Origin of the sequence: Bradyrhizobium sp. RDM12, assembly GCF_051917485.1 — a bacterium.
Lineage (GTDB): Bacteria > Pseudomonadota > Alphaproteobacteria > Rhizobiales > Xanthobacteraceae > Bradyrhizobium.
Genome location: NZ_CM133064.1, coordinates 2,911,140 through 2,936,234, shown reverse-complemented (window position 1 = coordinate 2,936,234; position 25,095 = coordinate 2,911,140). Strand labels below are relative to the sequence as shown.

Here is a 25,095-nt window from a genome sequence, read left to right as displayed (position 1 = left end):
CCCCATGAACTGAGCTAGCGCGCCACGCCGCAAAGCTGTGCCGACAGTGCGTCGCGGTGCTCCGGTGCCGCGATCGCAATCATCCGCCGCGCGCGCTCGGCAAGACCGCAGCCGCGCAACTCGGCGACGCCCCATTCGGTGACGATGGCGTCCACATCGGCGCGGGGTGTCGTCACCGTCTCGACATGGGCGACGATCCGGCTGGTGCCATCCGATGCGATCGCCGGCAGTGCGATGATCGCCCGTCCGCCGGGAGACGCATTGGACCCGCGCACGAAATCGAGCTGCCCGCCGATGGCCCCGATCGCAACGCCGTTCAGCGTCTCGGAGTTCACGCTGCCATCGAGCCCGACCTGAAGCGCCGAATTGATCGCGACCAGCCGGTTGATCCGCGCCAGCACGTCCTGGCCGTGCGTGTAGGACGTCGGCCGCACTGCGACCGCCTTGTTCTCGTGCACGAAGCGATAGAGTCGCTTGGTGCCGATCACCTGGTTGGTGACCGTGATCCCCGGATCGATTCCCTTCTCCGCATTCGTGACCACGCCACGCTCGACAAGGTCGACCACGGCATCGTTGATCAGGCCGGAATGAACGCCGAGATTGCGTGCGTGGGAGAGCGACGAGAGGATCGCGTCCGGAATGCGCCCCACACCGAACTGGAGCGTGCTGCCATCCGCGATCAGGCTCGCCGCGTGCCCGGCGATGCGTCGTGAGATATCATCGAGCGGCGGCGACGCCAATTCAACCGGCGGGCGTCGGGCCGCCACATGGATGTGGATCGGCACGTCGCTCGGCCATTCAGCCCCGAACGTGAAAGGTGCCTCCGGGTTGATCTCGGCGATCACGAGACGCGCGCCGCGCGCGGCATCGATGACGTAATCGTTGGAGAGACTGGCACTGAGTCTTTCCCGGGACTCCGCAAGCTGCACCAGGACGACATCGGCCTGATGGCGGCGCGAGGCGAAGTCGGCACAAAAGGCGCTGTAGTTGCTCGGGATCACATCGAGCCGCCCGGCCCTGGCGAGCCGCCGCGCATTTCCGATCACGCCATAACTTGTAAACGACACGTTGGGCGCGCAGGCCGCGGAGAACGTCTCCGAGAAGATCGGCCCGACCATCATGCGGAATGCCGGCAGATCTCCCGCCTGCGCCATCAGCGCTTCGGTCAGGGTGAGCGGCTCTGCCGTCGCCTGGCCGCACACCACGAGATCGCCCTCACGGATCAGGCCGGAGAAGTCGATTGGCGCGGTGTCCCCGGGCATTGCCGCCTCAATATGACTTCGCGAGGCCCAGCACCTTCTCCGCAATAAAGCTGAGCGCGAGTTGCGGGCTGACCGGCGCAATGCGCGGGATCAGCACCTCGCGCAAATAGCGCTCGACATGGAATTCCTTGGCGTAGCCGAAACCGCCATGTGTCATCACCGCTTGCTCGCAGGCATGGTAACCGGCTTCGCCTGCGAAGTATTTCGCAGCATTCGCGCCGGCGCCGCAGGGCAAGCCCTTGTCGTATTGCCAGGCGGCCTGCATCACCATCAGCCAGGCCGCTTCGAGCTCGACCCAGTTCACTGCGAGCGGATGCTGAATGCCTTGATTTTTGCCGATCGGACGATTGAAGACGACGCGCGTCTTGGCGTATTCGGTCGCGCGCGACAGTGCGAGCTTGCCGAGGCCGACGGCTTCCGCCGCGATCAGGATACGTTCGGGGTTCATGCCTTCGAGAATGTACTGGAAACCCTTGCCCTCTTCGCCGATGCGATCCTCCATCGGGATCTCGAAATCCTCGAAGAACAGCTCGTTGGAATCGACGACCTTGCGGCCCATCTTCTCGATCTCATGGACCTTGATCTTCTTGCGGTCGAAATCCGTGTAGAACAGGCTGAGCCCATGCGTCGGCGAGCGCACCTCCTCCAGCGGCGTGGTGCGCGCCAACAGCAGGATCTTGTGCGCGACCTGCGCGGTCGAGATCCAGACCTTTTGGCCGTTGACGATGTAGCGATCGTTCTTGGCGACGGCGCGGGTCTTGAGCTGGGTGGTGTTGAGGCCGGTGTTGGGCTCGGTGACCGCGAAGCACGCCTTTTCGCGGCCCTCGACCATCGGCGGCAGCATGCGCTTGCGCTGCTCCTCGGTGCCGAACACGACGACGGGATTGAGACCGAACACGTTGATATGCACCGCGGAGGCGCCCGACATGCCGGCGCCGGATTCAGCGATCGTGCGCATCATGATCGCGGCTTCGGTGATGCCGAGCCCCGAGCCGCCGTAAGCTTCCGGCACGCAGATGCCGAGCCAGCCGGCGTCGGCCAGCGCCTTGTGGAAGTCATGCGGGAAGCCGCCGTCGTGATCCTTCTTAAGCCAATAGGCATCGGGAAAGCCTTCGCAGATCTTGGCGATGGCGTCGCGAATGGCTTCCTGCTGATCGGTGAGCGCGAAATCCATGATGGTCTCCTTGTGGAGGCTCGTTATGCCTAGCGCCCCATCTGCGAGGGCAGCCAGAGGATGATAGACGGGAACGCCACCAGAATCGCGATCGCAATGAGGTGGGCGATGAAGTGCGGGAAGGTGCCGTGGAACACCTCCGCGACCGGCCGCTTGGCATAGCGGGCGACGATGAAGCAGTTCAGCCCAACCGGCGGCGTGATCATGCCGACTTCGGCGGTGACGATCTTGATGACGCCGAACCAGATCGGGTCGAAGCCGAGCGTCTTGATCAGCGGCAGCACGATCGGCACGGTCAGCACCAGGATCGCGATCTGGTCCATGAACGAGCCGAGCACGATATAGCCGCACAGGATCAGCGTGATGATCACCCACCGCGAGGCCGGCAACGAGCCGATCCACGCAACGAGATCCTGCGTCACATGGGTGAGCGTGAAGAAATAGCCGAAGATCGAGGCACCAACCAGGATCATGATGATCATGCAGGTGCCGTGGCAGGCGCGCAGCAGCGTTTTGTAGAGCGAGGTCGGCGTGATCTTGCCCTTGACGATCGCGAGCAGGAAGGCGCCGAACGCACCGAAGGCGGAGGCTTCCGTCGGCGTCGCGACGCCGAGATAGATCGTGCCCGTAACGATCGAGAACAGCACCACCATCGGCGAGACCTGCCACAACAGCGAGAATTTTTCCCGCCACGGCACCGATTTCGCGGCCGGCGCGCGCGAGGGATCCTGCCAGACCAGGAAGTAGATCGTGGCCATGATGGTGAAGGTGACGAGGATCGCGGGGATGATGCCGCTGATCAGGAGTTTGCCGATGTTCACCTCGGCGAGCAGGCCGAAGATGACGAGCGCGACGCTGGTCGGCAGCAACATCGAGAGCGTGCCCGAGATCGCGACCACGCCGGCGGCCATCTTCGGCTCATAACCCTGGCGGATCATCGCGGGAAGGCTGGTCGAGGACAGCGTCGCAGCCGACGCCGTCGAGGTGCCACAGATCGCGCCGAAGCCGGCGCCGGCGAGCGCGGTCGCCATGCCGAGGCCACCCGGCACGCGGCCAACCCAGGCCGAGGCTGTCTTGAACAGATCATCGGCAACACCGGACAGCAGCACGAGGTCCGCCATCAGCAGGAACATCGGAATGGTGATCAACTCGTAGGAGGAAACGGTCGAGAGCGGCGCCGTCTCCAGGATGCCTGATAGGGTCGGAAAGCCGCCGACCATCACGAGGCCGACCGAGCCGGAAAAGGCCATGGCAAAACCGACGGGCGTGCCGAGTGCAAGCAGGCCGAACAGCAAAGCGAGAACGATAAGAGGTGTCATGGATATCCGCCGTTACTCGAAGCCGCGCGCTTCGCCGACACCGGTCACCGGCGGCAGCGGATAGAGGTCGCGCCCGCTGACGAGGCTCAGCACATTGCCGACCAGTTGGAGCGCCAGCCGCAGCACCAGCACGCCGCAGCCGAACGGCACCAGCGCCGCCGAAATCCAGGTCGGCCAGGGAATGGCGCCCGAGAGGACGTCATGCTGCTCGTAATTCTCCAGCGCGCGCTCGAACCCGACCTTGCAGATCAGGACGAACACAAACAGGCCCGCGAGCGCGGTCACGATCTCGGACAGCCGCCGCCCCACCGGCGAGAAGCGCGACAACAGGATGTCGACGCCGACATGGACATGCTCGCGCAAGGCATCCGACAACGTGAAGAAGAACACGCCCGCGAGCAGATAAAGTCCGATCAGATCATAGGTGAAGGAGAACGGGCTGTTCAGTGCATAGCGCATGAACACGTCGGTCACGACCAGCACCATGATCACGAACATGAACAGCACCGCGATCACCGTCAGCGCGCGCTCCAGCACGCCGAGCACATGCCCCGCCCGTTCGATCATTTCGCGCCTCCCTGTTCGATTTTCGGATTACTTGCTTCCGGCGGCCAGCAGATCTTCGAACTCCTTGAGCGCGGCGGACGCCTGCTTGCCACGGCTGTCGAGACCGGCTGCCCATTCGTGACCGACGCCCCTGAGCTTGTCCTTCATCTCGGCGCCCGTCGCTTCCGGCAGCGGATCGAAGCTGACACCTTCGTCCTGCATGTGCTTCTTGGTGACTTCGCCTTCCTTGTCGACGTCGGCGCAAGCCTTCGGCGTGATCGCTTCGGAAGCCTCGTTCATCGCGGTCTTCACGTCGTCGGGCAGCTTGTCCCAGACCGACTGGTTGATGGAATAAGCGACGATGAAGCTGCCGAAGCTGACGCCTTCGGTCGCGTGCTTGACCAGCTTGTCGAGGCCGTAGGCCACGACGCTGTCCAGTGGGAACAGCAGACCATCCATCGTGCCGCGCGACAGCGACTCATAGGCATCGGGCGCGGCCATGCGCACCGGCACTGCATTGAGCGCGCGCAGCGTGAGATCCTGCGCGCCGCCGGTGGTGCGCAACTTCAGGCCCTGCATGTCCTTGGTGGTCTCGACCTTCGACTTGACGGTCCACACCTGGTAGGGCGGCAGCACCACCGCCATCAGCAGCTTGATCTTGTTCGGCGCGTATTCCTGCTTGGCCAGCACGCCTTCGCGCGCGGACTTCCAATAGGCGAGTGTGCCCTGGCAGCTGGTTGAGAACGCGCCCGGCAATTGCGCAACCTCCGACAGCGGCATCTTGTCGGAGACGTAGGACGGCCCGATGTAGCCGATGTCGACCACGCCCGATTGCGTCAACCGCAGCATGTCGGCGGCTTTGCCGATCTGCTGGTTCGGATAATAGGTGAACGTCACCGCGCCGTTGGTGCGCTTGGTGACGTCGTCCATCCAGGGCTTGAGCATCAGGCGGACGAGATAATGTCCGGCCGGGAAGCTGTCGGCGACTTTCAGTTCAAGCGCCTGCGCCGGCAGTGTCGAGACCGGCAGCGACAAGGCGAACACGGCTGCAGCCCGGACCAGATTCTTCGTCATGTCATTCTCCCTGAGGCGTCCCCACGCCGAAAACGGCAGCCGCTTGCTGCCGAGCCGTTCGGCCTCGCTCCATTTTTGCTTGAAGAAAATGTACATATACGTGAATTTATATGTCAAGTATATGAATTGTGCATGGAGCTATGCACCGTTGGGCAGACAGCCCGAATTGACATCGCCGATTTATGAATTCTAACTCCACGTATGTGAATTTCAGAAGAGGCCCCTATGGGACCGCTCGCCGGCTTCACCATTCTCGACCTCACTTCCGTGCTGATGGGTCCTTATGGCACCCAGGTGCTGGCGGACATGGGCGCTGACATCATCAAGGTCGAAAGCCCCGAGGGCGACATCGTGCGCCAGATCGGCCCCGGGCGCACACCCGGCATGGGCGGGATGTTCCTCAATGCCAATCGTGGCAAGCGCAGCATCGTGCTCGACCTCAAGAAGAAAGAAGGGCGCGATACGCTGCTGCGGCTGGCGAAAAGCGCCAACGCGCTCGTCTATAACGTGCGCCCGCAGGCGATGGCGCGGCTCGGCCTCGACTACGAAACGCTTCGCTCGATCAATCCGTCGCTGGTCTATGTCGGGGCATTCGGCTACGGCCAGTCAGGCCCCTATGCCGCCAAGCCCGCCTACGACGATCTGATCCAGGGCGCCGCCACGATTCCGACCCTGCTCGCGACCGCCGGCGACGGTACGCCGCGTTACGTGCCCGTAACCATCGCCGACCGCATTGTCGGGCTGATGATGGTCAATGCCATCATGGGCGGGCTGATGCACCAGCAGCGCACCGGTGTGGGCCAGCGCATCGACGTGCCGATGTTCGAGTCGATGACGGAGTTCGTGCTGGTCGACCATCTGGGCGGGCTCACCTATGATCCGCCGCTCGACCATGGCGGATATGCCCGCCTGCTGTCGCGCTATCGCCGTCCCTACAGGACCAGCGACGGCTATCTCTGCGTGCTCATCTACAATGACAAGCACTGGCGCAGCTTCTTCGAGGCGATCGGGCAGCCGCATTTCCTCGATCAGCCGCGCTTTGCCAACCACGCGGCGCGCACAAAACACATCGACGAGATCTACGAGGAGATCGGTCACATCTTCCTCACGCGAACCAGCGCCGAATGGCGCGAGCTGCTGGAGGACGCGGACATTCCGGTGATGCCGATGCACACGCTGGAGACGATTCTCGAGGATCCGCACCTCAAGGCGATCGACTTCTTCGAGACGGTCGATCACCCCGTGGAAGGCCGCATCCGCCAGATGCGCGTACCCTCGACCTGGAGCGTGACCCAGCCGGAGGCTGCTGGCCCGGCACCGATGCTCGGCCAGCACGGCCGCGACATTCTGCGCGAGGCCGGCTTCTCCGCCGGCGAGATCGAGCGGCTCGCAGAGCAGAAGGCAGTTCACCTGGCGGCGCCGCCCTAGACGCAGGCGCTGGCCAAATCGCAGCGATACAGGGAGGAAACCGCGATGGCCGGACTTTATTTCGAGGACTTTTCCGTGGGCCAGGAGTTCAGGCATCCGCTGACCCGGACCGTCACGGAAATGGACAACACCATGTTCAGCCTGCTGACGCTCAACCCGCAGCCGCTGCACATCGACGCGCATTTCTCCGAAAAGACCGAGTTCGGCCAGCGCATTTTCAACAGCCTTTACACCCTTGGCATCATGATCGGCATGACGGTCTATGATACGACCATGGGGACCACCGTCGCCAATCTCGGCATGACCGACGTGACTTTTCCGAAACCGGTCTTCCACGGCGACACGCTGCGGGCGACGACGAAGGTGCTTTCGTTGAGAGAATCCAAATCGCGCCCGAGAGTGGGCATCGTCGAATTCGAGCATCACGCCCTGAACCAGAACGACGAGATCGTCGGCAAATGCCGCCGCATGGCGATGATGCACAAGAGGCCGGTCTGATGCGTTCGATGCTGTTCGTGCCGGGCGATTCCCCGCGCAAATTCGAGAAGGCGAGCGAAGGCAAGGCCGACGTGCTGATCATCGATCTCGAGGATTCCGTCGTCGCCGACAAGAAGCCGGAGGCACGCGGGCTGACGCTGGCGATGCTGAAGGGCTCTCGCGGCCCGCATCAGCTCTATGTCCGCGTCAACGCGCTCGACACCGGCATGACGCTGACCGATCTCGCCGCGGTGATGCCAGGCAAGCCCGATGGCATCGTGCTGCCGAAATCGCAAGGTGGCGACGACGTACGGCAAGTCGCGACCTGGCTCGAGGCCCTGGAAGCGGCGGCCGGCATCGCGGTCGGCACGACGCGCATCGTCTGCGTCGCGACGGAAACCGCCGGCTCGATCTTCGGCCTCGGCAGCTACAAGGGCTGCTCCCCTCGCCTCGCCGGATTGATGTGGGGCGCGGAGGATCTCTCGGCTTCGCTCGGCGCGACCGAGAAGGCATCGGGCGGTGTATTCCACAGCCCCTATCGCCTCGCGCGCGATCTCTGCCTGATGGCAGCGGCCGCAGCGGAAGTGGCGCCAATCGACACGGTCTACACCGACATCGACAATCTCGCAGGCCTCGAGCAGGAAACGCGCGCAGCGCGGCGCGACGGGTTTTCGGCGAAGGCGCTGATCCATCCGAAACATGTCGATGTCGTCAACGCGGCGTTCGCGCCGACCGACGCCGAGCGCAACTGGGCGGAGAAGGTGATCGCGGCATTCGCGAGCAATCCGAATTCCGGCACGCTGCGGCTCGACGGCCAGATGATCGACAAGCCGCATCTTCGCGCCGCGAAGAAGATCCTCGGCCAGCCCTAGATCAGGACGCAAAGCCCCGCCATGATCGTTCGCCAAGCCGCAAACGTCCTGGAGATCATGGAATTCTTCGCGCAGACGAGGAAGCCGGCGACACTTGCCGAGATCGCCGATCATTTCGGCTGGCCGCGTTCGTCGACCTTCAACCTGCTCGCGACGCTGTCGGAGAAGGGCTATCTCTACGAACCGCGTCCGCGTGCCGGATTCTATCCGACGCCGCGATGGCTCGCGATGGCGCGGATGATTTCCGAGGTCGAGCCGCTGCCGCCGTGGACGCATACGCTGATCGCCGACCTCTCCGCCGAAACCGGCGAGACCGCGTCGATCGTGGCGCCGGCGGGCGTGATGGCGGTGTTCATCGACGTCGTCGAGTCCAGGGCGGCGATCCGTTATTTTGCGACCATCGGCCACCGCGTGCCGATCCACGCCACCGCGAGCGGCCGCGCGCTGTTGCTGCAATATTCGCCGGACGAGCGCGACTCCGTCTATCGCAAGATCGAGTTCAAGCAATATGGCCCCTCGACCCCGATCAGCATCGAGGCGGTCGAGGCCGAGCTGCGCAACTCAATCGAGCGCGGCTACTGTCAGAGCTTTGCCGACTATAGCCGCGACCTCGCCGGCGCCGCGATCCCGCTGCCGATCGGCGACCGCCGCCTGTCGGTTGTCGTCGCCGGGCCGGAGTTTCGGATTGGGCCGAAGATAGCAGAAGTCGCGTCGCTGATCGCGCGGACAGTCGACCGGCTGCGGCCGAAGGCTGCAGCCTAGACTAGACGATCCTGATCGACATATCCGGCAGGCCCTCGAGCTTGCACAGCAAGACGTCACCCTTCACAACCGGTCCGACATTCTCCGGCGTTCCGGAATAGATGATGTCGCCGGCCTTGAGCTCGAACGCTTCCGAGAGCTTTGCGATCTGTTCGGCCACGCTCCAGATCATCTTGCCGAGATCCGAGCTCTGCTTCACGGTGCCGTTGATCGCGAGCGAAATGGCGCCCTTCTCGAAATGGCCGGTCTTGCTCGCGGGATGAATCGGGCCGAGCACCGCGGCATGATCAAAGCTCTTGCCGATCTCCCAGGGCTTTTTCTCCGCGGCCATGCCGTTCTGGAGATCGCGCCGGGTCATATCGAGGCCGAGCGCGTAGCCGTAGACGTGATCGAGCGCCTTCTCGGCCGGAATATTGGTGCCGCCGGATTTCAGCGCGGCGACCAGCTCGACCTCGTGATGATAGTTCTTGGTCAGCGACGGATAGGGATGGTCGGCGACCTCGCCGATCGCGACGTTCTGGATCGCGTCCGTCGGCTTCTGGAAGAAGAACGGCGGCTCGCGGTTCGGATCCGAACCGCGCTCGATCGCGTGCGCGGCATAGTTGCGGCCGATGCAATAGATGCGGCGGACCTGGAACACCTGGGTCTCGCCGACGATCGGAATCGTGACCATCGGCACCGGGAAGATCGGCTTGGGCGCGGCCTGCGCTGCGGCAGGAGCAACCTCCACGATCGAAGCGGCGGTGGCCGCCGCGGCGGTTGCGAGCAACTCACGTCGCGTTGGTGACGTCTTCTCCATCTTGTTCGTTCCTTTCGAATTTCTTGGGCGGCTCATCATCGCCGATACGGCTGATAGTCGATATTCCGTATTCCAGCAACGCTCGACGGCCGGGACGCGGCAGCCATGAAGGGCGGAGCGCCCCGCCGCTGCGAATCCGCGGCCAACCCGCGGCCTGGCCGTAGCATGGAACTTGCATAAATTCTGGGCGACATGGACGCCGCATGAACCTCATCAGTCTCGACATCCGCATGCTCCGGTCGCTGATCTCGGTGGTCGACACCGGCAGCATCACCGAGACCGCGCGCCGGCTGGGCCGCACCCAGCCGGCGATCACGTTGCAATTGCAGCGACTGGAGGAGCTCACCGGCAAGCAATTGTTCGAGCATGTGGGCCGGCGGCTGATGCTGACCGACGACGGCACCACGGTTCTCACCTACGCCAAATCCATCCTGCGGCTGCATGACGAGCTTATTTCGCAGCTAGCATCACAGGAGATCGAGGGCCAGGTCGTGCTCGGCACACCCGACCTCTACGCGGCCTTCATGCTGCCCTCGATCCTCAGCGTGTTCCGAAAATCCTTTCCGCGCGTGCAGGTCGAGCTCAACTGCGCGCTGTCGACGCCGCTGGTCGGTCTCGTCAAGCGCGGCGACGTCGACATCGCGCTTGTCACCCGCATGAATGACTTCACCGGCGGCCAGGTGGTGCGGTGCGAGCAGCTGGTCTGGATGACGGGCGAGCAATCCGCCGCGCATCAGGAGCGCCCGATCCCGCTCGCGCTCCTGCCGCCCGGCAACATCTATCGCGATTACGCCATCGATACGCTGGAGCGCGCCAATTTGCGCTGGCGCGTCGCCTGCGTCAGCGAAAGCGTTGGCGGCCTCCAGGCCGCGGCGTTTGCCGGCATGGCGGTCACGGTGCTCGGCCGTAGCGCACTGGTGCCCGCGATGCGCGAGATCGGCCCGAACGAGGGCCTGCCCCCGCTGCCGAAGATCGAGTTGCTGCTCTACAAATCCGGCGGTGCCACCTCGAAGGCGGCAACCGCGCTACATGACTACCTCGCTCACTATCTGCGGCTGGACGAAGAGCTCAGCGGCATGGGCGTGCCGATCGAGCTGTCTTGAGAACCGCCGCGCGAAGTTCGCAAGCGCAGCAACATCTCGAAGATCTTGACAGCGATTTTCAGCTGCATATTTTTGCGCCGAGAAATCTCTTTCTCACTCTCCAAACTCAAAGGACCCAACGCGACCGTCGGGAGACGATGATGCTCAACGAATCTCTGCCTCAAATTCGCGCGCACAGGAATAACATCCACCGTTATCGGCGGCTGCTGAAGACCAGGCTGACAGAGATAGAACGCCAGTACATCGAGAGACGCCTGGCAGAAGAGCAGTCAGCCCTTGATGGCCTCGCCGCCGCGGCTTTCCCGGTTTCCTTGTTCGCCTCGAAGGCGCCGATCGATACGACGGGAGCGTTGCAATGAACGCCGCCCGCGACCTGCTCATTCGAGGCAGCGAGAAGGTGATCGGACACTACGAACTCCTTCTTGCCAGCGCCAGGACCGAGCAAGAGCGCGAACTCTATCGGCAACGCATAGAGCGCGAGCGGCGGCTGATCAGGGATCTCCAGGGCGAGCTCGATGATCGGGCGGCATGAGCTGCCCGGTGACGGGGCTCGCTGGGGGGCGGCCGCCGGCGTTTGCTGAGGTCAGGTCTCCTGCGATCGACTTAGCGGACGAGCCGGTTGCCCCCTGCAAACGCATTGCCTGGCTCGCGCGCCGGGGCCACTCGCACGACCACGTTGAGGGTGCGCCATTGCGCAGCAGCGCAAGCCTCACGTCCTCGCCGATCCGCGCAAGTCCGATCGTGTTGCGGAGTTGGGCGGCGGTGCGGATCGGGCGGCCGTCCGCCGCGGTCACGATGTCGCCCTTGCGCAGGCCCGCCTTTTCCGCAGGCGAATCCGGGGCAATTTCGGCGATGGCAGCGCCTTCGTTGCGTCCGCTGTTCACGGACGGATGCAGGTCCTTCAGCGAAATGCCGATGCGGCCGCGCTCGACCCGGCCGGTCGCGATGATCTGCTCCATCACCTTGTGCCATGTTGACCGGGATGGCAAAGCCGATGCCGACATTGCCGCCGGCGGGCGAGATGATGGCCGAATTGATACCGACCAGCTCGCCGTGCAAGCTGACCAGCGCTCCACCGGAATTGCCGGGATTGATCGCGGCGTCGGTCTGGATGAAATCCTCAAACCCCTGCTTGCCGAGGCCGGTCCGGCCAAGGGCGCTGACGAGGCCTGACGTCACGGTCTGGCCGAGGCCGAAGGGATTGCCGATCGCGAGCACGAAGTCGCCGACCTCGAGCGCATCGCTGTCGCCGAGCGGGAGCGCCTTGAGCCCGGCCGGGTTCTGGATCTGGAGCACCGCGACGTCGGTGGGCGGATCGCGGCCGACGACCTTCGCGGAGAACTGCCGGCCGTCCTTGGTCGTGATCTGGACGGCGAACGTGCCTTCGACCACGTGGTTGTTGGTCAGCACGTAGCCGCTCCGGGCATCGACGATGACGCCGGAGCCGGTTGCGCTGACTTCCTTCTCGATCTGTTTCGGAACGTCGAAGAACTGGCGGAACAGCGGATCGCGATAGAGCGGATTGTCCTCGCGCACGCGGCCGTGCACGGAAATGTTGACCACCGCCGGCGTCACCTGACGGACCAGCGGCGCCAGGGTCGGCACCGAGCCACCCGTCTTCAGGTCGGGGACCTGGCCTGCCGCAGGATGTGACGCCGTGAGCGTCAGCACCAGCGACACAAGTGAAAGCAAGCGCACAGTATACGTCTTCATGACCCTTCGCATCGCCTGTGGTTGAGGTTCGAGATCCGCTTCACGCGTCGTCGCGCGGCGTGTCCATCCAGCCTTGCAAGGCCAGCAACGGAACGGTCCAGGCCGCGGAGACCTGGCCGAGCAGCACAAGAGCGAGAACAGTCTGCGTGAGCATCATGCGCCTCGCCGCTCTGCGGCGGCCCAAGGCCGCCGCAGACGCATCGGGACACCGCCGCCGCGCGGCGGGTCGTCGTCGTCATTGTCGCCGTCGAGCCGGCGCAGGGCCGCGAGAATATCGGCGAGCCGGACGGTATGGCTCACGCCGGGAATTTCACGCAAGGCGGGGCAGGATTCGACCGCGTACATATCGGACGCCCAGGACGACAGGATGATCCGCTTCTCCGGCGCAGATAGCTCTTCTGCATTCAGGACATCAGCGGGCGAGCCGTAGTGCGCCGCCGGATGAAACAGCGGGTCGAGATTGCCCGAATTCGTGTTCACGTTGGTCATCGGTTGTGCCTCCCTGACGCTCCTTTCGAAGGGATGGTAGGTTGATGATGCGGTGGCGGCGAGCACCGCCGCCATCCGCCTTCAAGTCAGTGCGTGTTGATCGCGATACGCTTGACGCCTTCCCGCGCCTTCTCGGATTTCGGCAGCGACACGGTCAGAACACCGTTCTTGAACGAGGCCTCGGCCTTGTCTTCCTCGACGTCATCGAGCGGGACCTGCCGCTCGAAGGCGCCGTAGTAGCGTTCGGTGAAATACCTGCCTTCGCCGTTGCGCTCGGCCTTCTTTTTCGCCGCGGAGCGTGAGGACGCCGTGAGCGATTTCGACCTGGACATCCTTCTCCGTCAGTCCCGGAAGTTCGGCCGTGACGGTCAGCATCTTGTCGGTCTCGCTCAGTTCGACCTTGGGCCAGCCGAAACGGCCTTCCATCATCGGCGAAAGGTTGGCTCCGGCGACGCCGCGAAACACGTCATCGAACAGACGGTTCATTTCGCGATGAAGCGTCAGGAACGGATCGAAGTTGTCGCGAACCGGCGCAAGCTCCTGGCTCCTTGACCAGGGAATGAGATCACGAAAAGCCATGGTTTTCTCCTTCATGCATCCGGGAGCGCGGCGCGCATCTGAGCGCCGCGTTCCGCCAATCGATCGCGCGTCAGGCTGCTTTCTTCTGCTCGATCTGAGATGCAGGTGAAGCCGCGCCCGCGATCTGGATCCGGCGCGGTTTCATCGCTTCCGGGACCTCTCGGACGAGGTCGACGATCAAGAGGCCGTCCTGGAAGGACGCCTGCTTCACCTGAACATAGTCGGCGAGATTGAATACGCGCCGGAATGGACGCGCAGCGATGCCGTGATAGAGATATTCACGCGTCGCGTCGTCGGGCTTCCGACCCTCGATTGTGAGCGCGTTCTGTTCGGCCGTCACCGTGATGTCGTTGACGCCGAAGCCAGCCACGGCGAGGCTGATCCGGTAGTGGTCTTCGCCGGACCGCTCGATGTTATAAGGGGGTAGTTGTCCTCCGTCGCCTGGCGCAGCGTGCTGTCGACGAGGTCGGCCAGGTGATCGAAACCGATGGTGGAGCGCCACAGCGGCGCGAAGTCGAATGTGGTCCTCATAACCAAGTCCTCCAAAGAGCAAGATGGATACGAAGGAACGCAGGACAGGGTTTTCAGACGGGGTCCGAAGACACCGGTCCAGCGCCCGTGCCGGGCCCACTCGGGCGCCCGGCACACCGCTCTCGCGGCGAAAAATGACTTAGAAGAAGGGATGTCGGTTTCAAGAGGCGGTCAAAAAATTTTCGAGCGCGCGGAGCCTGCTGGCAAGACGGCGGCCGGTCAGTTCCAGACCGGATTTGCCTCAAGCCTTCGCGCGGGCACGGTCCGGTTCGCGCAGGGCCAGCGGCGGCCAGAATTTCGACCAGGGCTGGGCCTGCTCGAACGCGGCTGCAATCCGGAAGATCATAGGTTCGTCGAGCCAGGGCGCGACGATCTGAAGCCCGATCGGCATGCCGTCACGGTCAAAGCCGCACGGCAGCGTCGCGGCGGGCAGACCTGCGAGATTGATCGGCCAGGTGAAGGGCGACCAGCCGAGATGCGGATCGACCTTGCTGCTGTCGATCGTGTCGACGCCGATCCGGCCGGCCTCGAATGCGGTCACCACGACCGTCGGCGTCACCAGCGCATCGACACGCTCGAACAATTTCAGGAATGCGCTACGGGCCCGGCCGCGCCGATAGCCGGCTTCGATATAGTCCGTACCGCTGTAGTGCCGGCCGGCCCTGACGAGATCGCGATACTCGGCTTCGGAACTGGCGAGATCGGCCGTGCTCTTGGTCGCCACCGCGGCCGCCTGTTCGGTGAAGGCGATCGGCTTCAGCGTGTGCTCGAGAATGCCGGGATCGAGGCCCGGCCCGTCGATGGTGACCTGCGCGCCGCAGCAATCGAGAATGGCGAGCGCCTTGCTGAACGCCGCGCGGACGTCAGCGCTGATCGAGCGTAGCCGAGATCGGCGCTCGCACCGATGCGAACGCCATTCAATGAGGACGCGTTCGTATCGAAGCGGCGCGGCGACACCGGCAGGCTCGCGGGATCGCGCGGATCGTAAGCAGCGATGATCTCCAGCACCAGCGCGGCATCCGCAACCGTGCGCGTGATCGGCCCGGTATGCGCGAGCGAGGCCCAGGACGGCGGCGAGAAGCCGGGCGAGCGCGGCACGAGGCCAAAGGTCGGCTTCAGCCCGAACACGCCGCAGAACGACGCGGGTACGCGGATCGAACCGACGCCGCCGGTGCCGATCGCGATCGGGCCGCAACCGGCGGCGAGTGGCCGTCGATCTCGCCCTTGGTGAAGATCGGCAGGATGTTGTCGAACTCCTTGATCTTCTTGACCTCGATGCCCTGGATCACGCTGCGCTTGGCGGCGAGCTTGGCCTGCCAGCCCTCGAGGTCGGCGACAGCGGAGGTATCGAGGCTCTGCATCGTCACCTTGAAGCCGAGATCCTTGGCGGCCTGGTCGCCGATCGCCTTCACCACGGAATAGGAGACGCCGACATGGCGCAGCTCGATGTCCTTGATCTCCTGCGCCCAGATGGTCGGGAATCCGCGGATCGCGTCCGACCCTGCGGCTGCGCCCGCAACGGCCGCCGCACCCTTCAAGAGTGTGCGCCGGCTCAGCCTTCTCGTCGACTTGACGTCCGTTCCGGCCCCCGTTCCCGCCGGATCGGAAGTGAACGTCCCCTTAGTCCCATCAGGCATGGCAACCCTCGTTGGTTACGATGAACGCTCGCACCGATCGCCATTGATCGGCTGCGGATGTGATCATTGCGTGCAAGGCAAGAGGCGGAACTTTGCGAAGTAAAATTGAAGTAAAAATTCGGCGTATAAACGCGGCTAATGGTTCGGGCCGCTGCATTTGGTTTTGGCAGCGGCGCATAAGAAGGCGTCAGAACGTGTATACAAATCGATGGCTTCGATCGCGCGGGCTCGTTCGCGCCGCAGGCACGACAACGATGGCGCTGCTGAGTGCCGCAACGTTGTGCGCGGCGCGCGCCGGTGTTGTGTCCATCGCGCCGGCAAAGCTGAAAGCGATCGGCACGGTCGATCCGCGCTTTCAATCCTACAACATCGAAATGACGGAAGTGACCGGCGGCCAATTCTGGAAGCCCTACCCGCGAACAATGCGCGCGTTTGATGCGCGGCATCGTTACGGCACGCGGCCGCCGATCGATCTTGCCAATGCGCGGCTGCGCAAGCTCGCCGCCGCCCTGGCACCGGCCTATCTGCGCGTGAGCGGCACCTGGGCCAACGCGACGTTCTTTGCCGACGTCGACCCTGCGCCGGCCAAGCCCCGCCGGGATTCGATTCCGTGCTCGGCCGTAACCAATGGCGCGGCGTCATCGCCTTCGCGCGCGCGGTCGATGCGGAAATCGTGACCTCCTTTGCGATCAGTCCGGGCAGCCGCGATGCGGATGGGGCGTGGAAGACCGATCAGGCCGAGCGCCTGATCGACGCGACGCGTTCGTTCGGTGGCCGTATCGCTGCGGTGGAATTCATGAACGAGCCAACACTCGCCGCGACGAACGGTGCACCGCCTGGATATGATGCGAAGGCCTATGGCCGCGACTTCAGATTTTTCGCGAATGGATGCGGCGCGCTGCGCCGGAGACGCTGATCGTCGGTCCGGGTTCGATCGGCGATACGCCGTCGCCATCCGGGTCGGGCCTCACCACCCGTGACCTGCTTGCCGCGTCCGGCCCCGGCCTCGATCGCTTCTCCTATCATCACTACAATGCGCTTTCGCCGCGCTGCGGTGGCCGCGACGATCCGGCGCGGGCACTTTCGGCGCAATGGCTGGCGCGCACCGATGCGACCTTCGCGATCTACAGCGCGCTGCGCGACAGATTCGAGCCGGGCAAGCCGTTATGGCTGACGGAGACCGCGGATGCCGCCTGCGGGGGCAATCGCTGGGACAAGACTTTTCTCGACACGTTCCGCTATCTCGACCAGCTCGGGCGGCTGGCAAGAGCGGGCGTGAAAGTGGTGATGCACAACACCCTGGCCGCAAGCGACTACGGCCTGCTCGACGAAGGACGTTCCGTCCCCGGCCGAACTACTGGGCTGCACTGCTCTGGCACCGGCTGATGGGAACGGTCGTGCTCGACGGGAGCTCAGTCGCCGCGCCTGATCTCTATCTCTACGCACATTGCCATCCGGGCCTACGGGGCGTGGTGTCCGTGCTCGCGATCAACGCGTCGCGGCATGCATCATCGGCCCTGACGCTGTCACATCCCGCCGAGCGATACACGTTGCATGCGACGCAGCTGCAAGGCGCGACCGTGCAGCTGAACGGCAGGACGCTCGCGCTGAGTGCCGATGACGAACTGCCCCGGATTGAGCTCCGCACAGCATCGGCGGGCACGATCCGGCTTGCGCCGGCGACCATCACCTTCCTGGTATTTCCTGCAGCCGCGGATCCTGCCTGCCGTTAGCCGCTCTCAGGATTTCAGCGTGTCGCGCGCCGTCTCCGGCGCCATCAGGGTCGCGACGATCGTGATGATCGAGAGCCCAATGATGTAGAGCGACACCGGCCAGTACGAGCCTGCCCAGGCGAGCAGCGCGGTCGCGATCAGCGGGAAAAGCCGCCGCTGAGTGCGGCCGCAACGTTGGCACCAAGCGAAGCGCCGCTGTAGCGCACCTGGGTGCGGAACAGCTCCGGCATGAATGCCGCTTTGGGCCCGAACAGCAGCGCGTGCGTCAGCGTCATCGTGACCACGAGCGCGAGCGTGATCAGGGCGGGATCCCTGGTGTCGAGGAACCAGAACAGCGGAAACGCCAGCGCCACCGAGAACACGCCGCCGGCCAGATACAGTGCCTTGCGGCCGAAGATATCGGACAGCCATCCCGCGAGCGGCAGCGTCGCGAATTCGACGATCGCAGCATAGACCACCGCATTCAGGATCACCTGACGCGGCAGGCCGAGCTTTGTCGTGGCATAGACCACGGTGAAAACGGTGAGCAGATAAGCGAGCCCGACCTCCGACACCGTGATGCCGATCGCCAGCAGAAAGCTGCGCCAGTCACGGCGAAGCACCTCCCAAACCGGCTGCGCCAGCACCTCCTTGCGCTCGACCACGTCCTTGAAGTGCGGCGTCTCGGCGAGCTTGAGCCGCACGATGAAGCCGATGCCGACCAGCAGAATGCTGATCAAGAACGGCACGCGCCAGCCCCAGCTCAAGAAGTCGGCTTCGGGCAATTGCGTCACCAGCCCGAAGATGCCGGTGGAGGCGGCAACGCCGACGGGAAAGCCGATCTGCACCAGGCTACCGTAGAAGCCGCGCCGGTTGCCGGCGTGCTCGGCCACCATGACGACCGCGCCACTCCACTCGCCGCCGAGCCCGATGCCCTGGATGAAACGCAGGATGACGAGGAAGATCGGCGCCCAGACACCGATCTGGCTGTAGGTCGGCAGGCAGCCGATCAGGAATGTGCCGAGCCCCATCGCGATCATGGTCGCGACCAGCATTGTCTTGCGCCCAAGCCGGTCGCCATAATGCCCGATGATCGCGCCGCCGATCGGCCGCGCCACGAAGCCGACCGCATAAGTCGAGAACGCCGCCAGCGTGCCGACAAAGGGATCGAAGCTCGGGAAGAACAGCTTGTTGAGCACGAGCGCTGCGGCGGTGCCGTAGATCAGGAAGTCGTACCACTCGATCGCAGTGCCAAGCGCGCTCGCCCACACCACATGCGCCGTCGTCGACCTCTCCGCCGCGCCGGAGACCCCCGCTGCTGCCGTCATCGCCATGCGCCTCAAAAATTCCAGAGGACATCATGGCCAATCGCGACGAGGCTTGCAACCTGCGGAGGCATTGCCTCCGGCCGAGATCACAATGCGAGATTTTAGCGCCGCCGTTCCCACACCCCGTCATTGCGAGGAGCCCTTGCGACGAAGCAACCCAGACTGTTTCGGCGGAAAGATTCTGGATTGCTTCGCTGCGCTCGCAATGACGGGTGTTGAGGCAGGAACCCGCTCCGCCGGTTTATTCGCCATTGACAAACTAATTCGCCATTATCTAACTTCCTACCAGAACAACCGGTCGCGCCAAGCGGCCCATAAGAGAGAGGAACGACGATGAGGGGCTTTTGGCCTGCGCCATGCTCGCGGCCATGACTTCGGCTGCGATGACCACAGCCGCGAGCGCGCAAGTCTCCGACGACGTGGTGCGGATCGGGGTGCTGACGGATCTGTCGAGCTGGGGCCGCGACAACAGCGGGCCGGGTTCGGTCGAGGCCGCCAAGATAGCGGTGGAGGAGTTCGGGCCGACCGTGCTCGGCAAGCCGATCGAGATCATCAGCGCCGACCACCAGATGAAGACCGATGTCGGCGTCAATATCGTGCGCGGCTGGTTCGACAACGGCAAGGTCGATGCCGTCGTCGACATTCCCAATTCGGGCATTGCCATCGCCGTGCACAACATGGTGCGCGAGCGCAACAAGATCGCCCTGCTCTCCGGTCCCGGCGCGAGCTCGCTCACCGATGAGCTGTGCAGCCCGAATACCGTGCACTTCACCTACGACACCTACGCGCTGTCGAAGGTGACGGCCTCCGCCGTCATCAAGGAAGGCGGAAAATCCTGGTACTTCATCACCGCCGACTATGCCTTCGGCCAGCAACTCGAGAAGGACGCCACCCGCTTCATCAACGAGATGGGCGGCAAGGTGCTGGGCGGCGTCAAGCATCCGACCAATACGGCCGACTTCTCCTCCTTTGCGCTGCAGGCGCAGAGCTCGAAGGCCGACGTGGTCGCCTTCGCCAATGCGGGCCAGGACACCGACAACGCCATCAAGCAGTCCGGCGAGTTCGGCCTGGTCCAGGGCGGCCAGAAGCTCGTCGGCCTCTTGATGTTCGACACCGACGTGCACGCGATCGGGCTCAAGGCCGCGCAGGGCACCTACATGACCACGGCATCGTACTGGAACATGGACGATCAGACCCGCGCCTGGTCGAAAAAATTCTTCGCGCGCACCAATGTGATGCCGACCATGATCCAGACCGGCGTCTACGGCTCGGTGCTGCATTATCTCAAGGGCATCAAGGCCGCCGGTACCGACGATCCGGCCAAGGTGATGGCCAAGATGCGCGAGCTGCCGATCGAGGACACTTTCGTCCATGGCGGCAGGTTGCGCGAGGACGGCCGCGTCATCCGCGACATGTATCTGGCCAGGGTAAAGTCGCCCGAGCAGTCGAAGGAGCCTTGGGATTACCTGGAGATCATCAAGACCGTGAAAGGCGAGGACGCCTATCGCCCGGTCTCCGAATCCAAATGTCCGCTTTTGAAGAAGTGAGGTGAGACATGACCGGCAACGAGCGCAACGCAATTGAGACTTACGAGTGCGACGTGCTCGTGGCCGGATCGGGCTGCTCCGGCATGTCGGCCGCGATTACCGCACGCTATCACGGCCTCGACGTGCTGATCGTCGAGAAGGAACCGCGCTTCGGCGGCACCACCGCCCGCTCCGGCGGCTGGCTGTGGATTCCCGGCACGTCGCTGGCGAAAGCCTATGGTATCGAGGAGACGCCGGAGCAGGCCCGCACTTACCTGCGGCACGAAGCCGGCAACAATTTCGACGCCGCGCGCGTCGATGCATTCCTCAGTGCAGGCCCCGAGGCGGTGGATTTCTTCACCACCAAGACCGCGCTGCGCTTCGACATGCCGCTGGTGTTTCCGGACTATCACGCCGAAGCGCCCGGCGGCGCGCAAGGTGGCCGCTCCATGGTGACGCGGCCATTCGACGGCCGCGAGCTCGGCGACCAGATCAGGACGCTCGGCATGCCGCTGCCCGAGCTCACCGTGTTCGGCATGATGCTGGGATCCGGCAAGGAGATTATCCATTTCATGCGGGTGACGAAGTCGCTGAACTCGGCGGTCTATGTCGCAAAGCGCCTGTCGCGGCATTTGATGGACGTGCTGCGCTACGGCCGCGGCATGACGCTGACCAACGGCAACGCGCTGGCTGGCCGCCTCGCGAAATCCGCGCAGGACCTGAAGGTACCGATGTGGCTGTCCTCGCCGGTGCGCGAGCTGACGGTCGAGAACGGCACCGTCACCGGCGCGATCGTTTCGCGCGAGGGACGTGACGTGCGCGTTCGCGCGCGACGAGGCGTCGTGCTCGCCTGCGGCGGCTTCCCGCACGATGTCGAACGGCGCAAGAAGATGTTTCCGCATACGCCGACCGGCCATGAGCATTTTTCGCCGGGTCCGACCGGCAACACCGGCGACGGCCTGCGCCTCGCCGAAAGCGCCGGGGGACATATCGAGGACCGGCTGCCGAACGCGGCAGCGTGGGTACCGGTGTCGCTGACCACGCGCAAGGACGGCTCGAAGGGCGTGATGCCGCATTTCATCGATCGCGCGAAGCCCGGCGTGATCGCGGTGATGCGCGACGGCAAGCGCTTTGCCAATGAGGGCAATTCCTATCACGACTTCGTCCAGGCCATGCTCAAGGCCGCAAAGCCCGGCGAGGAGATCGCGGCCTATCTCGTCTGCGATCATCCGACGCTGCGCAAATACGGCCTCGGCTGCGTGCCGCCGTTCCCGATGCCGCTGGGTCATCATCTCAATACCGGCTATCTCATGCGCGGGGAGACGCTCGAAGCGCTGGCGGCGAAGGCCGGCATCGACGCGACGGCGTTCACCGAGACGGTCAGGCAATTCAATGCGACCGCGCCGCTCGGGCATGACGCAGCTTTCGGCAAAGGCTCGAAGGCCTATAACCGCTACCAGGGCGACGCCATGCACGGCCCCAATCCCTGTATCGCGCCGATCGAGAACGGGCCATTCTACGCCATCAAGATGGTGATCGGCGATCTCGGCACTTATGCCGGCATTGTCACCGACGAGAACGCGCGCGCGCTCGACGCCGAGGGCCGGGTGATTCCCGGGCTCTATGCCGCCGGCAACGACATGGCGAGCATCATGGGCGGCAATTATCCCGGCGCCGGCATCACGCTTGGGCCGGCGCTGACCTTCGGCTACATTGCCGGCCGCCATCTCGCCGACAGCGCCGCCAAGCGCGACGCGGCGGAAACGAGGCGCATCGGAGGCGCATGAAGAGAGAAAGCCGCGGCATCCAGTCGATCGAGGTCGGCGGAGAATTACTCCGCGCGCTCGCTAAAAGCGGCGAGCCGATGATGCTGCGCGATCTCGCGCGAGGCCGGCATGACGCCGGCCAAGGCGCATCCTTATCTCGCCAGCTTCTCGCGCATCGGCTTGATCGAACAGGATGAAACGACCGGCCGCTACGAGATCGGCGCGCTCGCGCTCGAGCTCGGCCTGATCAGCCTGCGGCGTCTGTCAGGTGTGCGCATCGCCCAACCGAAGATTGCAGGCCTCGCGAGTCAGATCGGACATGCGGTCTCGCTTGCGGTCTGGGGCACGCATGGCCCGACCGTGGTGCAGCTGGAGGAGCCCGGCCAGCCCGTGCACATCGTGATGCGCGCCGGCTCGGTGATGGCGCTGCTGGAAACCGCGACCGGTCGCGCCTTTGCAGCCTTCCTCCCGGAGAAGACGATCAACGCCGCGCTCGAAAGCGGGCTCGATCGCCAGGGCGTCGGCTACAATCCGAAGCGGCCGGTGAAAGGCGCCAAGGTCGCCGAGATGCTGAGCGAAGTCCGCAAGCACGGGCTCGCCCGCGCCCTCGGTGATCCCCTGCCCGGCGTGAATGCGTTCTCCGCGCCGGTGTTCGACCATGCCGGCCATGTCGCGCTGGTGATCACCGCGATGGGCCCCGAAGGCACCTTCGATGCTCGCTGGGACAGCCCGATTGCCCATGCCCTGCGCGACTGCGCCGGCCACATCTCGAAGCGGCTCGGCTACGGCATGACGATCGCCGCGGAGTGAGGCTCCGCGTTGCCCGAGCTGCCCCACACAGCCAACGCAATGCTCCGCGAAAGCGGGGCATCCAGTACGCCGCGGTGTTTCGGTTCAACCACAGGCGTCACGGAAATACTGGATCGCCCCGGTCAAGCCGGGCGATGACACCGAGTGTGAGGAGCGCACGTGCCACGGCATCGTCCTTGCGAGCGCAGCGAGGCAATCCAGACTGCCTCAGCGGATTACTTCTCCTTCACCGGCACCGTATAGTTCAGGATCAATCGCCCGCCATCGGGATAGATCGTCTGCCCGGTGATGTAGGATGCATCGTCGCTGGCGAGGAATGCAACGACGGAGGCGACTTCGCTCGGCTCACCGCCGCGGCCGGCCGGCGTGCGTGACATCACGGTCTTGCGGGCATCCTCCGAGGTGTAGATGGAGGACGCCACCATGTCGGTCAAAATCGTGCCGGGGCCGACCGCGACGACGCGGATGTTGTGCGGGCGAGCGCAACGGCGGCGACCGAAGTCAACTGCTTCATGCCGCCCTTGGACATCGCGTAGGTCGCGAGCGCCGGGATCGCCAGCAGCGCGTTCACCGAAGACATGTTGATGATGACCCCGCCGCCACCTTGCGCAATCATCTGTCTTGCCGCGGCCTGCACGCCGAAGAACGCGCCTTTCAGATTGATGCCGATGATTTCGTCGAACTCCTGTTCGGAGATCTCCAGGATGTCCCGGTTGCGGGCGACGCCGGCATTGTTGACCATGATGTCGAGCCGGCCGAACTCCTTCGCAGCGGTCGCGACGAGCTGATCGACGTCGGCGCGCCTGGCGACATTGGCGGCCACGGTCCGCAAGGCGTCCGGCCGCCCGAGTTCGGCGGCCGTTGCAGCCAGACCATGGGCATCGACATCCGAGATCACGACCTTGACGCCGTCATCGAGGAATCGCTTGGCGCAGGCCTTGCCGATGCCACGTGCCGCGCCGGTGATGGCGGCGACCTTGCCGGATAGTTTCATGGGTCTCACTCCAGGATAGCTGCCGCGAGCGAACTATCCCGGAGAATACTCCCGTTCAAGCCGCCGCGAAGCCGAGATGAGCACGGAACCGGTTCTTGATAAAGACGGCATCGCGCGAGGGCAGCGAGCGCGGCGGATTTTCCGCCAATACCTTGATGACAAAAAGCCGCGGGCCCTCGGCCGGCTCGGCGATTTGCGTCGCGAGGCGTTGCACCTCTTCGAGCGTCCGCACGGTTCCGGTCGCGGCAAAGCCGCAGGCGGCGGCGATCGCCGCGAGATCGACGCCGCGCCGGGTGTGGCTCTCCTGCATTCCGGTCTCGCCGAAATGCTGGTTGTCGATTACGACGATGTCGAGATTGCGCGGGCGCGCAACGCCGATGGTGGCGATGCCGCCGAGGCCCATCAGCTGTTCGCCGTCGCCGGTCAAGGCGAGAACGTGCTTGCCGGCTGCGCCTGCGCCAGTCCAAGCGCGATGAGCGCGGCGCCGCCCATGGCGCCCCACAGATAGAAATTGCCGTCGTGGTCGCCGACGGAATGCAGGTCGTAGGTTGGAGAGCCGAGGCCGGAAACCACCAGCGTATCCCCGCGATTCCTCCAGGAGGGCCGCGACGGCGGCACGGCGATCGAGTTGGGATGGAACGGACATCGATATCACCACTTCTTCTTGCCGATCAGGCGCTGCCCGATCAGAACCGCGATCTGCTGGTCGGACCAGTAGGCGAGCGAAGCGGCCGACTCGACCGTCTCGACCAGATCCTCCGCCGTCTCCGCCCGCATCACCTTCAGGCCGATCGCCTCCAGCGAGGGCTGCGTCGCCCGGCTCATCGGCACTTGCCAGGGATTGAACTCGGCCCATTCGCCGCGCATCGTCACCAGCATCAGCAGCGGAAAGCGGCCGATCGCCGACAGCGACAGCATGTTGATGCAATTGCCGACGCCGCTCGACTGCATCAGCAGCACGCTGCGCTGGCCGCCAAGCCAGGCGCCCGCGGCAATGGCGATGCCCTCCTCCTCCATGGTCAGCACGTTGGTGGTGACGTCGCGGTCGGCCGACAACAGGCGGATCAGCTGGCTGTGGCCGGCATCCGGCACATACGACATCTGCCTGACGTCGGCGGCTTTCAGGATGCGATAGAGCTGGGACGGCCAGTCGCCACTGCTTCGCGAGCCGGGATCGGGTTGGGGGCTATGCAC

Annotated in this window: 23 protein-coding genes and 8 pseudogenes; 15 read left to right on the top strand and 16 right to left on the bottom strand. The window is 64.4% G+C overall.

What is annotated here, in order from left to right; genetic code table 11:
- Positions 1-14: 14 nt before the first annotated feature.
- From ACTGJ9_RS14310 to ACTGJ9_RS14290, 5 genes are read right to left on the bottom strand one after another with little or no spacing between them, the layout of a single operon-like run.
- Positions 15-1,262, bottom strand: coding sequence for an acetyl-CoA hydrolase/transferase family protein (locus tag ACTGJ9_RS14310; RefSeq protein ID WP_456677562.1), 1,248 nt, complete (start codon positions 1,260-1,262; stop codon positions 15-17).
- Between the two features lie 7 nt (positions 1,263-1,269).
- Positions 1,270-2,436: an acyl-CoA dehydrogenase family protein gene (locus tag ACTGJ9_RS14305; RefSeq protein WP_028174522.1), complete on the bottom strand. Its 1,167-nt coding sequence runs from the start codon at positions 2,434-2,436 to the stop codon at positions 1,270-1,272.
- Positions 2,437-2,465: 29 nt separating this feature from the next.
- Positions 2,466-3,755 (bottom strand): TRAP transporter large permease, encoded by a 1,290-nt coding sequence (locus ACTGJ9_RS14300; RefSeq protein ID WP_456677561.1) that lies wholly within the window; start codon positions 3,753-3,755, stop codon positions 2,466-2,468.
- A gap of 12 nt (positions 3,756-3,767) precedes the next feature.
- Positions 3,768-4,322, bottom strand: coding sequence for a TRAP transporter small permease (locus ACTGJ9_RS14295; protein WP_456677560.1), 555 nt, complete (start codon positions 4,320-4,322; stop codon positions 3,768-3,770).
- Positions 4,323-4,349: 27 nt separating this feature from the next.
- Positions 4,350-5,375, bottom strand: a complete 1,026-nt coding sequence (locus ACTGJ9_RS14290; RefSeq protein WP_456677559.1) for a TRAP transporter substrate-binding protein — start codon at positions 5,373-5,375, stop codon at positions 4,350-4,352.
- A 225-nt stretch (positions 5,376-5,600) separates the two neighbouring features.
- Here ACTGJ9_RS14290 and ACTGJ9_RS14285 point away from each other — a divergent pair, with 225 nt between their 5' ends.
- The 4 genes from ACTGJ9_RS14285 to ACTGJ9_RS14270 are packed head-to-tail and all read left to right on the top strand — an operon-like array spanning position 5,601 to position 8,914.
- Positions 5,601-6,803, top strand: coding sequence for a CaiB/BaiF CoA transferase family protein (locus tag ACTGJ9_RS14285; protein WP_456677558.1), 1,203 nt, complete (start codon positions 5,601-5,603; stop codon positions 6,801-6,803).
- Between the two features lie 9 nt (positions 6,804-6,812).
- Complete coding sequence (locus tag ACTGJ9_RS14280) at positions 6,813-7,301, top strand: MaoC family dehydratase (RefSeq protein ID WP_456678524.1); 489 nt, start codon at positions 6,813-6,815, stop codon at positions 7,299-7,301.
- A complete protein-coding gene (locus ACTGJ9_RS14275) occupies positions 7,301-8,152 on the top strand; it encodes an HpcH/HpaI aldolase/citrate lyase family protein (protein ID WP_456677557.1) in 852 nt (283 codons plus the stop codon). Before ACTGJ9_RS14280 ends, ACTGJ9_RS14275 begins: the two co-directional genes overlap by 1 nt.
- A 21-nt stretch (positions 8,153-8,173) precedes the next feature.
- Positions 8,174-8,914, top strand: a complete 741-nt coding sequence (locus ACTGJ9_RS14270; RefSeq protein WP_456677556.1) for an IclR family transcriptional regulator — start codon at positions 8,174-8,176, stop codon at positions 8,912-8,914.
- A gap of 1 nt (position 8,915) precedes the next feature.
- On the opposite strand, the gene ACTGJ9_RS14265 is transcribed toward ACTGJ9_RS14270, so the two are convergent.
- A complete protein-coding gene (locus ACTGJ9_RS14265; protein WP_456677555.1) occupies positions 8,916-9,713 on the bottom strand; it encodes a fumarylacetoacetate hydrolase family protein in 798 nt (265 codons plus the stop codon).
- A gap of 203 nt (positions 9,714-9,916) precedes the next feature.
- On the opposite strand from ACTGJ9_RS14265, the gene ACTGJ9_RS14260 reads away from it, so the two are divergent.
- Genes ACTGJ9_RS14260 through ACTGJ9_RS14250 form a run of 3 tightly spaced genes read left to right on the top strand, consistent with a single transcriptional unit; the run spans position 9,917 to position 11,348 of the window.
- A complete protein-coding gene (locus tag ACTGJ9_RS14260) occupies positions 9,917-10,816 on the top strand; it encodes a LysR substrate-binding domain-containing protein (protein ID WP_456677554.1) in 900 nt (299 codons plus the stop codon).
- Positions 10,813-11,175, top strand: a complete 363-nt coding sequence (locus ACTGJ9_RS14255) for a hypothetical protein (RefSeq protein WP_456677553.1) — start codon at positions 10,813-10,815, stop codon at positions 11,173-11,175. The genes ACTGJ9_RS14260 and ACTGJ9_RS14255 overlap by 4 nt, the downstream gene beginning before the upstream one ends.
- Positions 11,172-11,348 carry a hypothetical protein gene (locus ACTGJ9_RS14250; protein WP_456677552.1) on the top strand — a complete coding sequence of 59 codons (177 nt, stop codon included), beginning with the start codon at positions 11,172-11,174 and terminating at the stop codon, positions 11,346-11,348. The genes ACTGJ9_RS14255 and ACTGJ9_RS14250 overlap by 4 nt, the downstream gene beginning before the upstream one ends.
- A gap of 71 nt (positions 11,349-11,419) precedes the next feature.
- Here the strand turns inward: ACTGJ9_RS14250 and ACTGJ9_RS14245 are convergent.
- From ACTGJ9_RS14245 to ACTGJ9_RS14235, 3 genes and pseudogenes are all read right to left on the bottom strand, one after another.
- Positions 11,420-12,529, bottom strand: a pseudogene (locus ACTGJ9_RS14245) (trypsin-like peptidase domain-containing protein).
- A gap of 153 nt (positions 12,530-12,682) precedes the next feature.
- On the bottom strand, positions 12,683-13,018 hold the full coding sequence (locus tag ACTGJ9_RS14240) for a hypothetical protein (protein WP_456677551.1): 336 nt from the start codon (positions 13,016-13,018) through the stop codon (positions 12,683-12,685).
- Positions 13,019-13,104: 86 nt separating this feature from the next.
- Positions 13,105-13,444, bottom strand: a pseudogene (locus ACTGJ9_RS14235) (Hsp20/alpha crystallin family protein).
- On the opposite strand from ACTGJ9_RS14235, the gene ACTGJ9_RS14230 reads away from it, so the two are divergent.
- Complete coding sequence (locus ACTGJ9_RS14230) at positions 13,328-13,570, top strand: hypothetical protein (protein ID WP_456678796.1); 243 nt, start codon at positions 13,328-13,330, stop codon at positions 13,568-13,570. The pseudogene ACTGJ9_RS14235 and the gene ACTGJ9_RS14230 sit on opposite strands and share 117 nt — an antisense overlap.
- Before the next feature lie 97 nt (positions 13,571-13,667).
- On the opposite strand, the pseudogene ACTGJ9_RS14225 reads toward ACTGJ9_RS14230, so the two are convergent.
- The 3 genes and pseudogenes from ACTGJ9_RS14225 to ACTGJ9_RS14215 form a co-directional block, all read right to left on the bottom strand.
- Positions 13,668-14,128 (bottom strand): annotated as a pseudogene (locus ACTGJ9_RS14225) (Hsp20 family protein).
- A 241-nt stretch (positions 14,129-14,369) separates the two neighbouring features.
- Positions 14,370-15,334: pseudogene (locus tag ACTGJ9_RS14220) on the bottom strand (amidase); the annotation flags it as partial.
- Positions 15,244-15,765 (bottom strand): hypothetical protein, encoded by a 522-nt coding sequence (locus ACTGJ9_RS14215; protein ID WP_456677550.1) that lies wholly within the window; start codon positions 15,763-15,765, stop codon positions 15,244-15,246. The gene ACTGJ9_RS14215 and the pseudogene ACTGJ9_RS14220, both read right to left, overlap by 91 nt.
- Positions 15,766-15,824: 59 nt before the next feature.
- On the opposite strand from ACTGJ9_RS14215, the gene ACTGJ9_RS14210 reads away from it, so the two are divergent.
- From ACTGJ9_RS14210 to ACTGJ9_RS14195, 4 genes are read left to right on the top strand one after another with little or no spacing between them, the layout of a single operon-like run.
- Positions 15,825-16,442, top strand: coding sequence for a hypothetical protein (locus ACTGJ9_RS14210; RefSeq protein ID WP_456677549.1), 618 nt, complete (start codon positions 15,825-15,827; stop codon positions 16,440-16,442).
- Positions 16,376-16,681, top strand: coding sequence for a hypothetical protein (locus ACTGJ9_RS14205; RefSeq protein WP_456677548.1), 306 nt, complete (start codon positions 16,376-16,378; stop codon positions 16,679-16,681). The genes ACTGJ9_RS14210 and ACTGJ9_RS14205 overlap by 67 nt, the downstream gene beginning before the upstream one ends.
- Positions 16,654-17,151, top strand: coding sequence for a hypothetical protein (locus ACTGJ9_RS14200; protein ID WP_456677547.1), 498 nt, complete (start codon positions 16,654-16,656; stop codon positions 17,149-17,151). The genes ACTGJ9_RS14205 and ACTGJ9_RS14200 overlap by 28 nt, the downstream gene beginning before the upstream one ends.
- Positions 17,151-17,498: a hypothetical protein gene (locus tag ACTGJ9_RS14195; RefSeq protein ID WP_456677546.1), complete on the top strand. Its 348-nt coding sequence runs from the start codon at positions 17,151-17,153 to the stop codon at positions 17,496-17,498. Before ACTGJ9_RS14200 ends, ACTGJ9_RS14195 begins: the two co-directional genes overlap by 1 nt.
- A 6-nt stretch (positions 17,499-17,504) precedes the next feature.
- Here ACTGJ9_RS14195 and ACTGJ9_RS14190 read toward each other — a convergent pair.
- Positions 17,505-18,805: pseudogene (locus ACTGJ9_RS14190) on the bottom strand (MFS transporter).
- A gap of 356 nt (positions 18,806-19,161) precedes the next feature.
- On the opposite strand from ACTGJ9_RS14190, the gene ACTGJ9_RS14185 reads away from it, so the two are divergent.
- The 3 genes and pseudogenes from ACTGJ9_RS14185 to ACTGJ9_RS14175 all read left to right on the top strand — a co-directional run bounded on the left by ACTGJ9_RS14185 (position 19,162) and on the right by ACTGJ9_RS14175 (position 22,907).
- Complete coding sequence (locus ACTGJ9_RS14185; RefSeq protein ID WP_456677545.1) at positions 19,162-20,352, top strand: ABC transporter substrate-binding protein; 1,191 nt, start codon at positions 19,162-19,164, stop codon at positions 20,350-20,352.
- 8 nt (positions 20,353-20,360) lie between these two features.
- The gene (locus tag ACTGJ9_RS14180) at positions 20,361-22,118 is read left to right on the top strand and encodes an FAD-dependent oxidoreductase (RefSeq protein ID WP_456677544.1); all 1,758 of its coding nucleotides are present in this window, start codon (positions 20,361-20,363) and stop codon (positions 22,116-22,118) included.
- A pseudogene (locus ACTGJ9_RS14175) lies at positions 22,115-22,907 on the top strand (IclR family transcriptional regulator). Before ACTGJ9_RS14180 ends, ACTGJ9_RS14175 begins: the two are co-directional and overlap by 4 nt.
- Positions 22,908-23,122: 215 nt before the next feature.
- Here the strand turns inward: ACTGJ9_RS14175 and ACTGJ9_RS14170 are convergent.
- The 3 genes and pseudogenes from ACTGJ9_RS14170 to ACTGJ9_RS14160 form a co-directional block, all read right to left on the bottom strand.
- Positions 23,123-23,901: pseudogene (locus ACTGJ9_RS14170) on the bottom strand (SDR family NAD(P)-dependent oxidoreductase).
- Positions 23,902-23,956: 55 nt separating this feature from the next.
- Positions 23,957-24,547 (bottom strand): annotated as a pseudogene (locus ACTGJ9_RS14165) (thiamine pyrophosphate-dependent enzyme).
- A gap of 5 nt (positions 24,548-24,552) precedes the next feature.
- Positions 24,553-25,095, bottom strand: coding sequence for a thiamine pyrophosphate-binding protein (locus ACTGJ9_RS14160; RefSeq protein WP_456677543.1), 543 nt, complete (start codon positions 25,093-25,095; stop codon positions 24,553-24,555).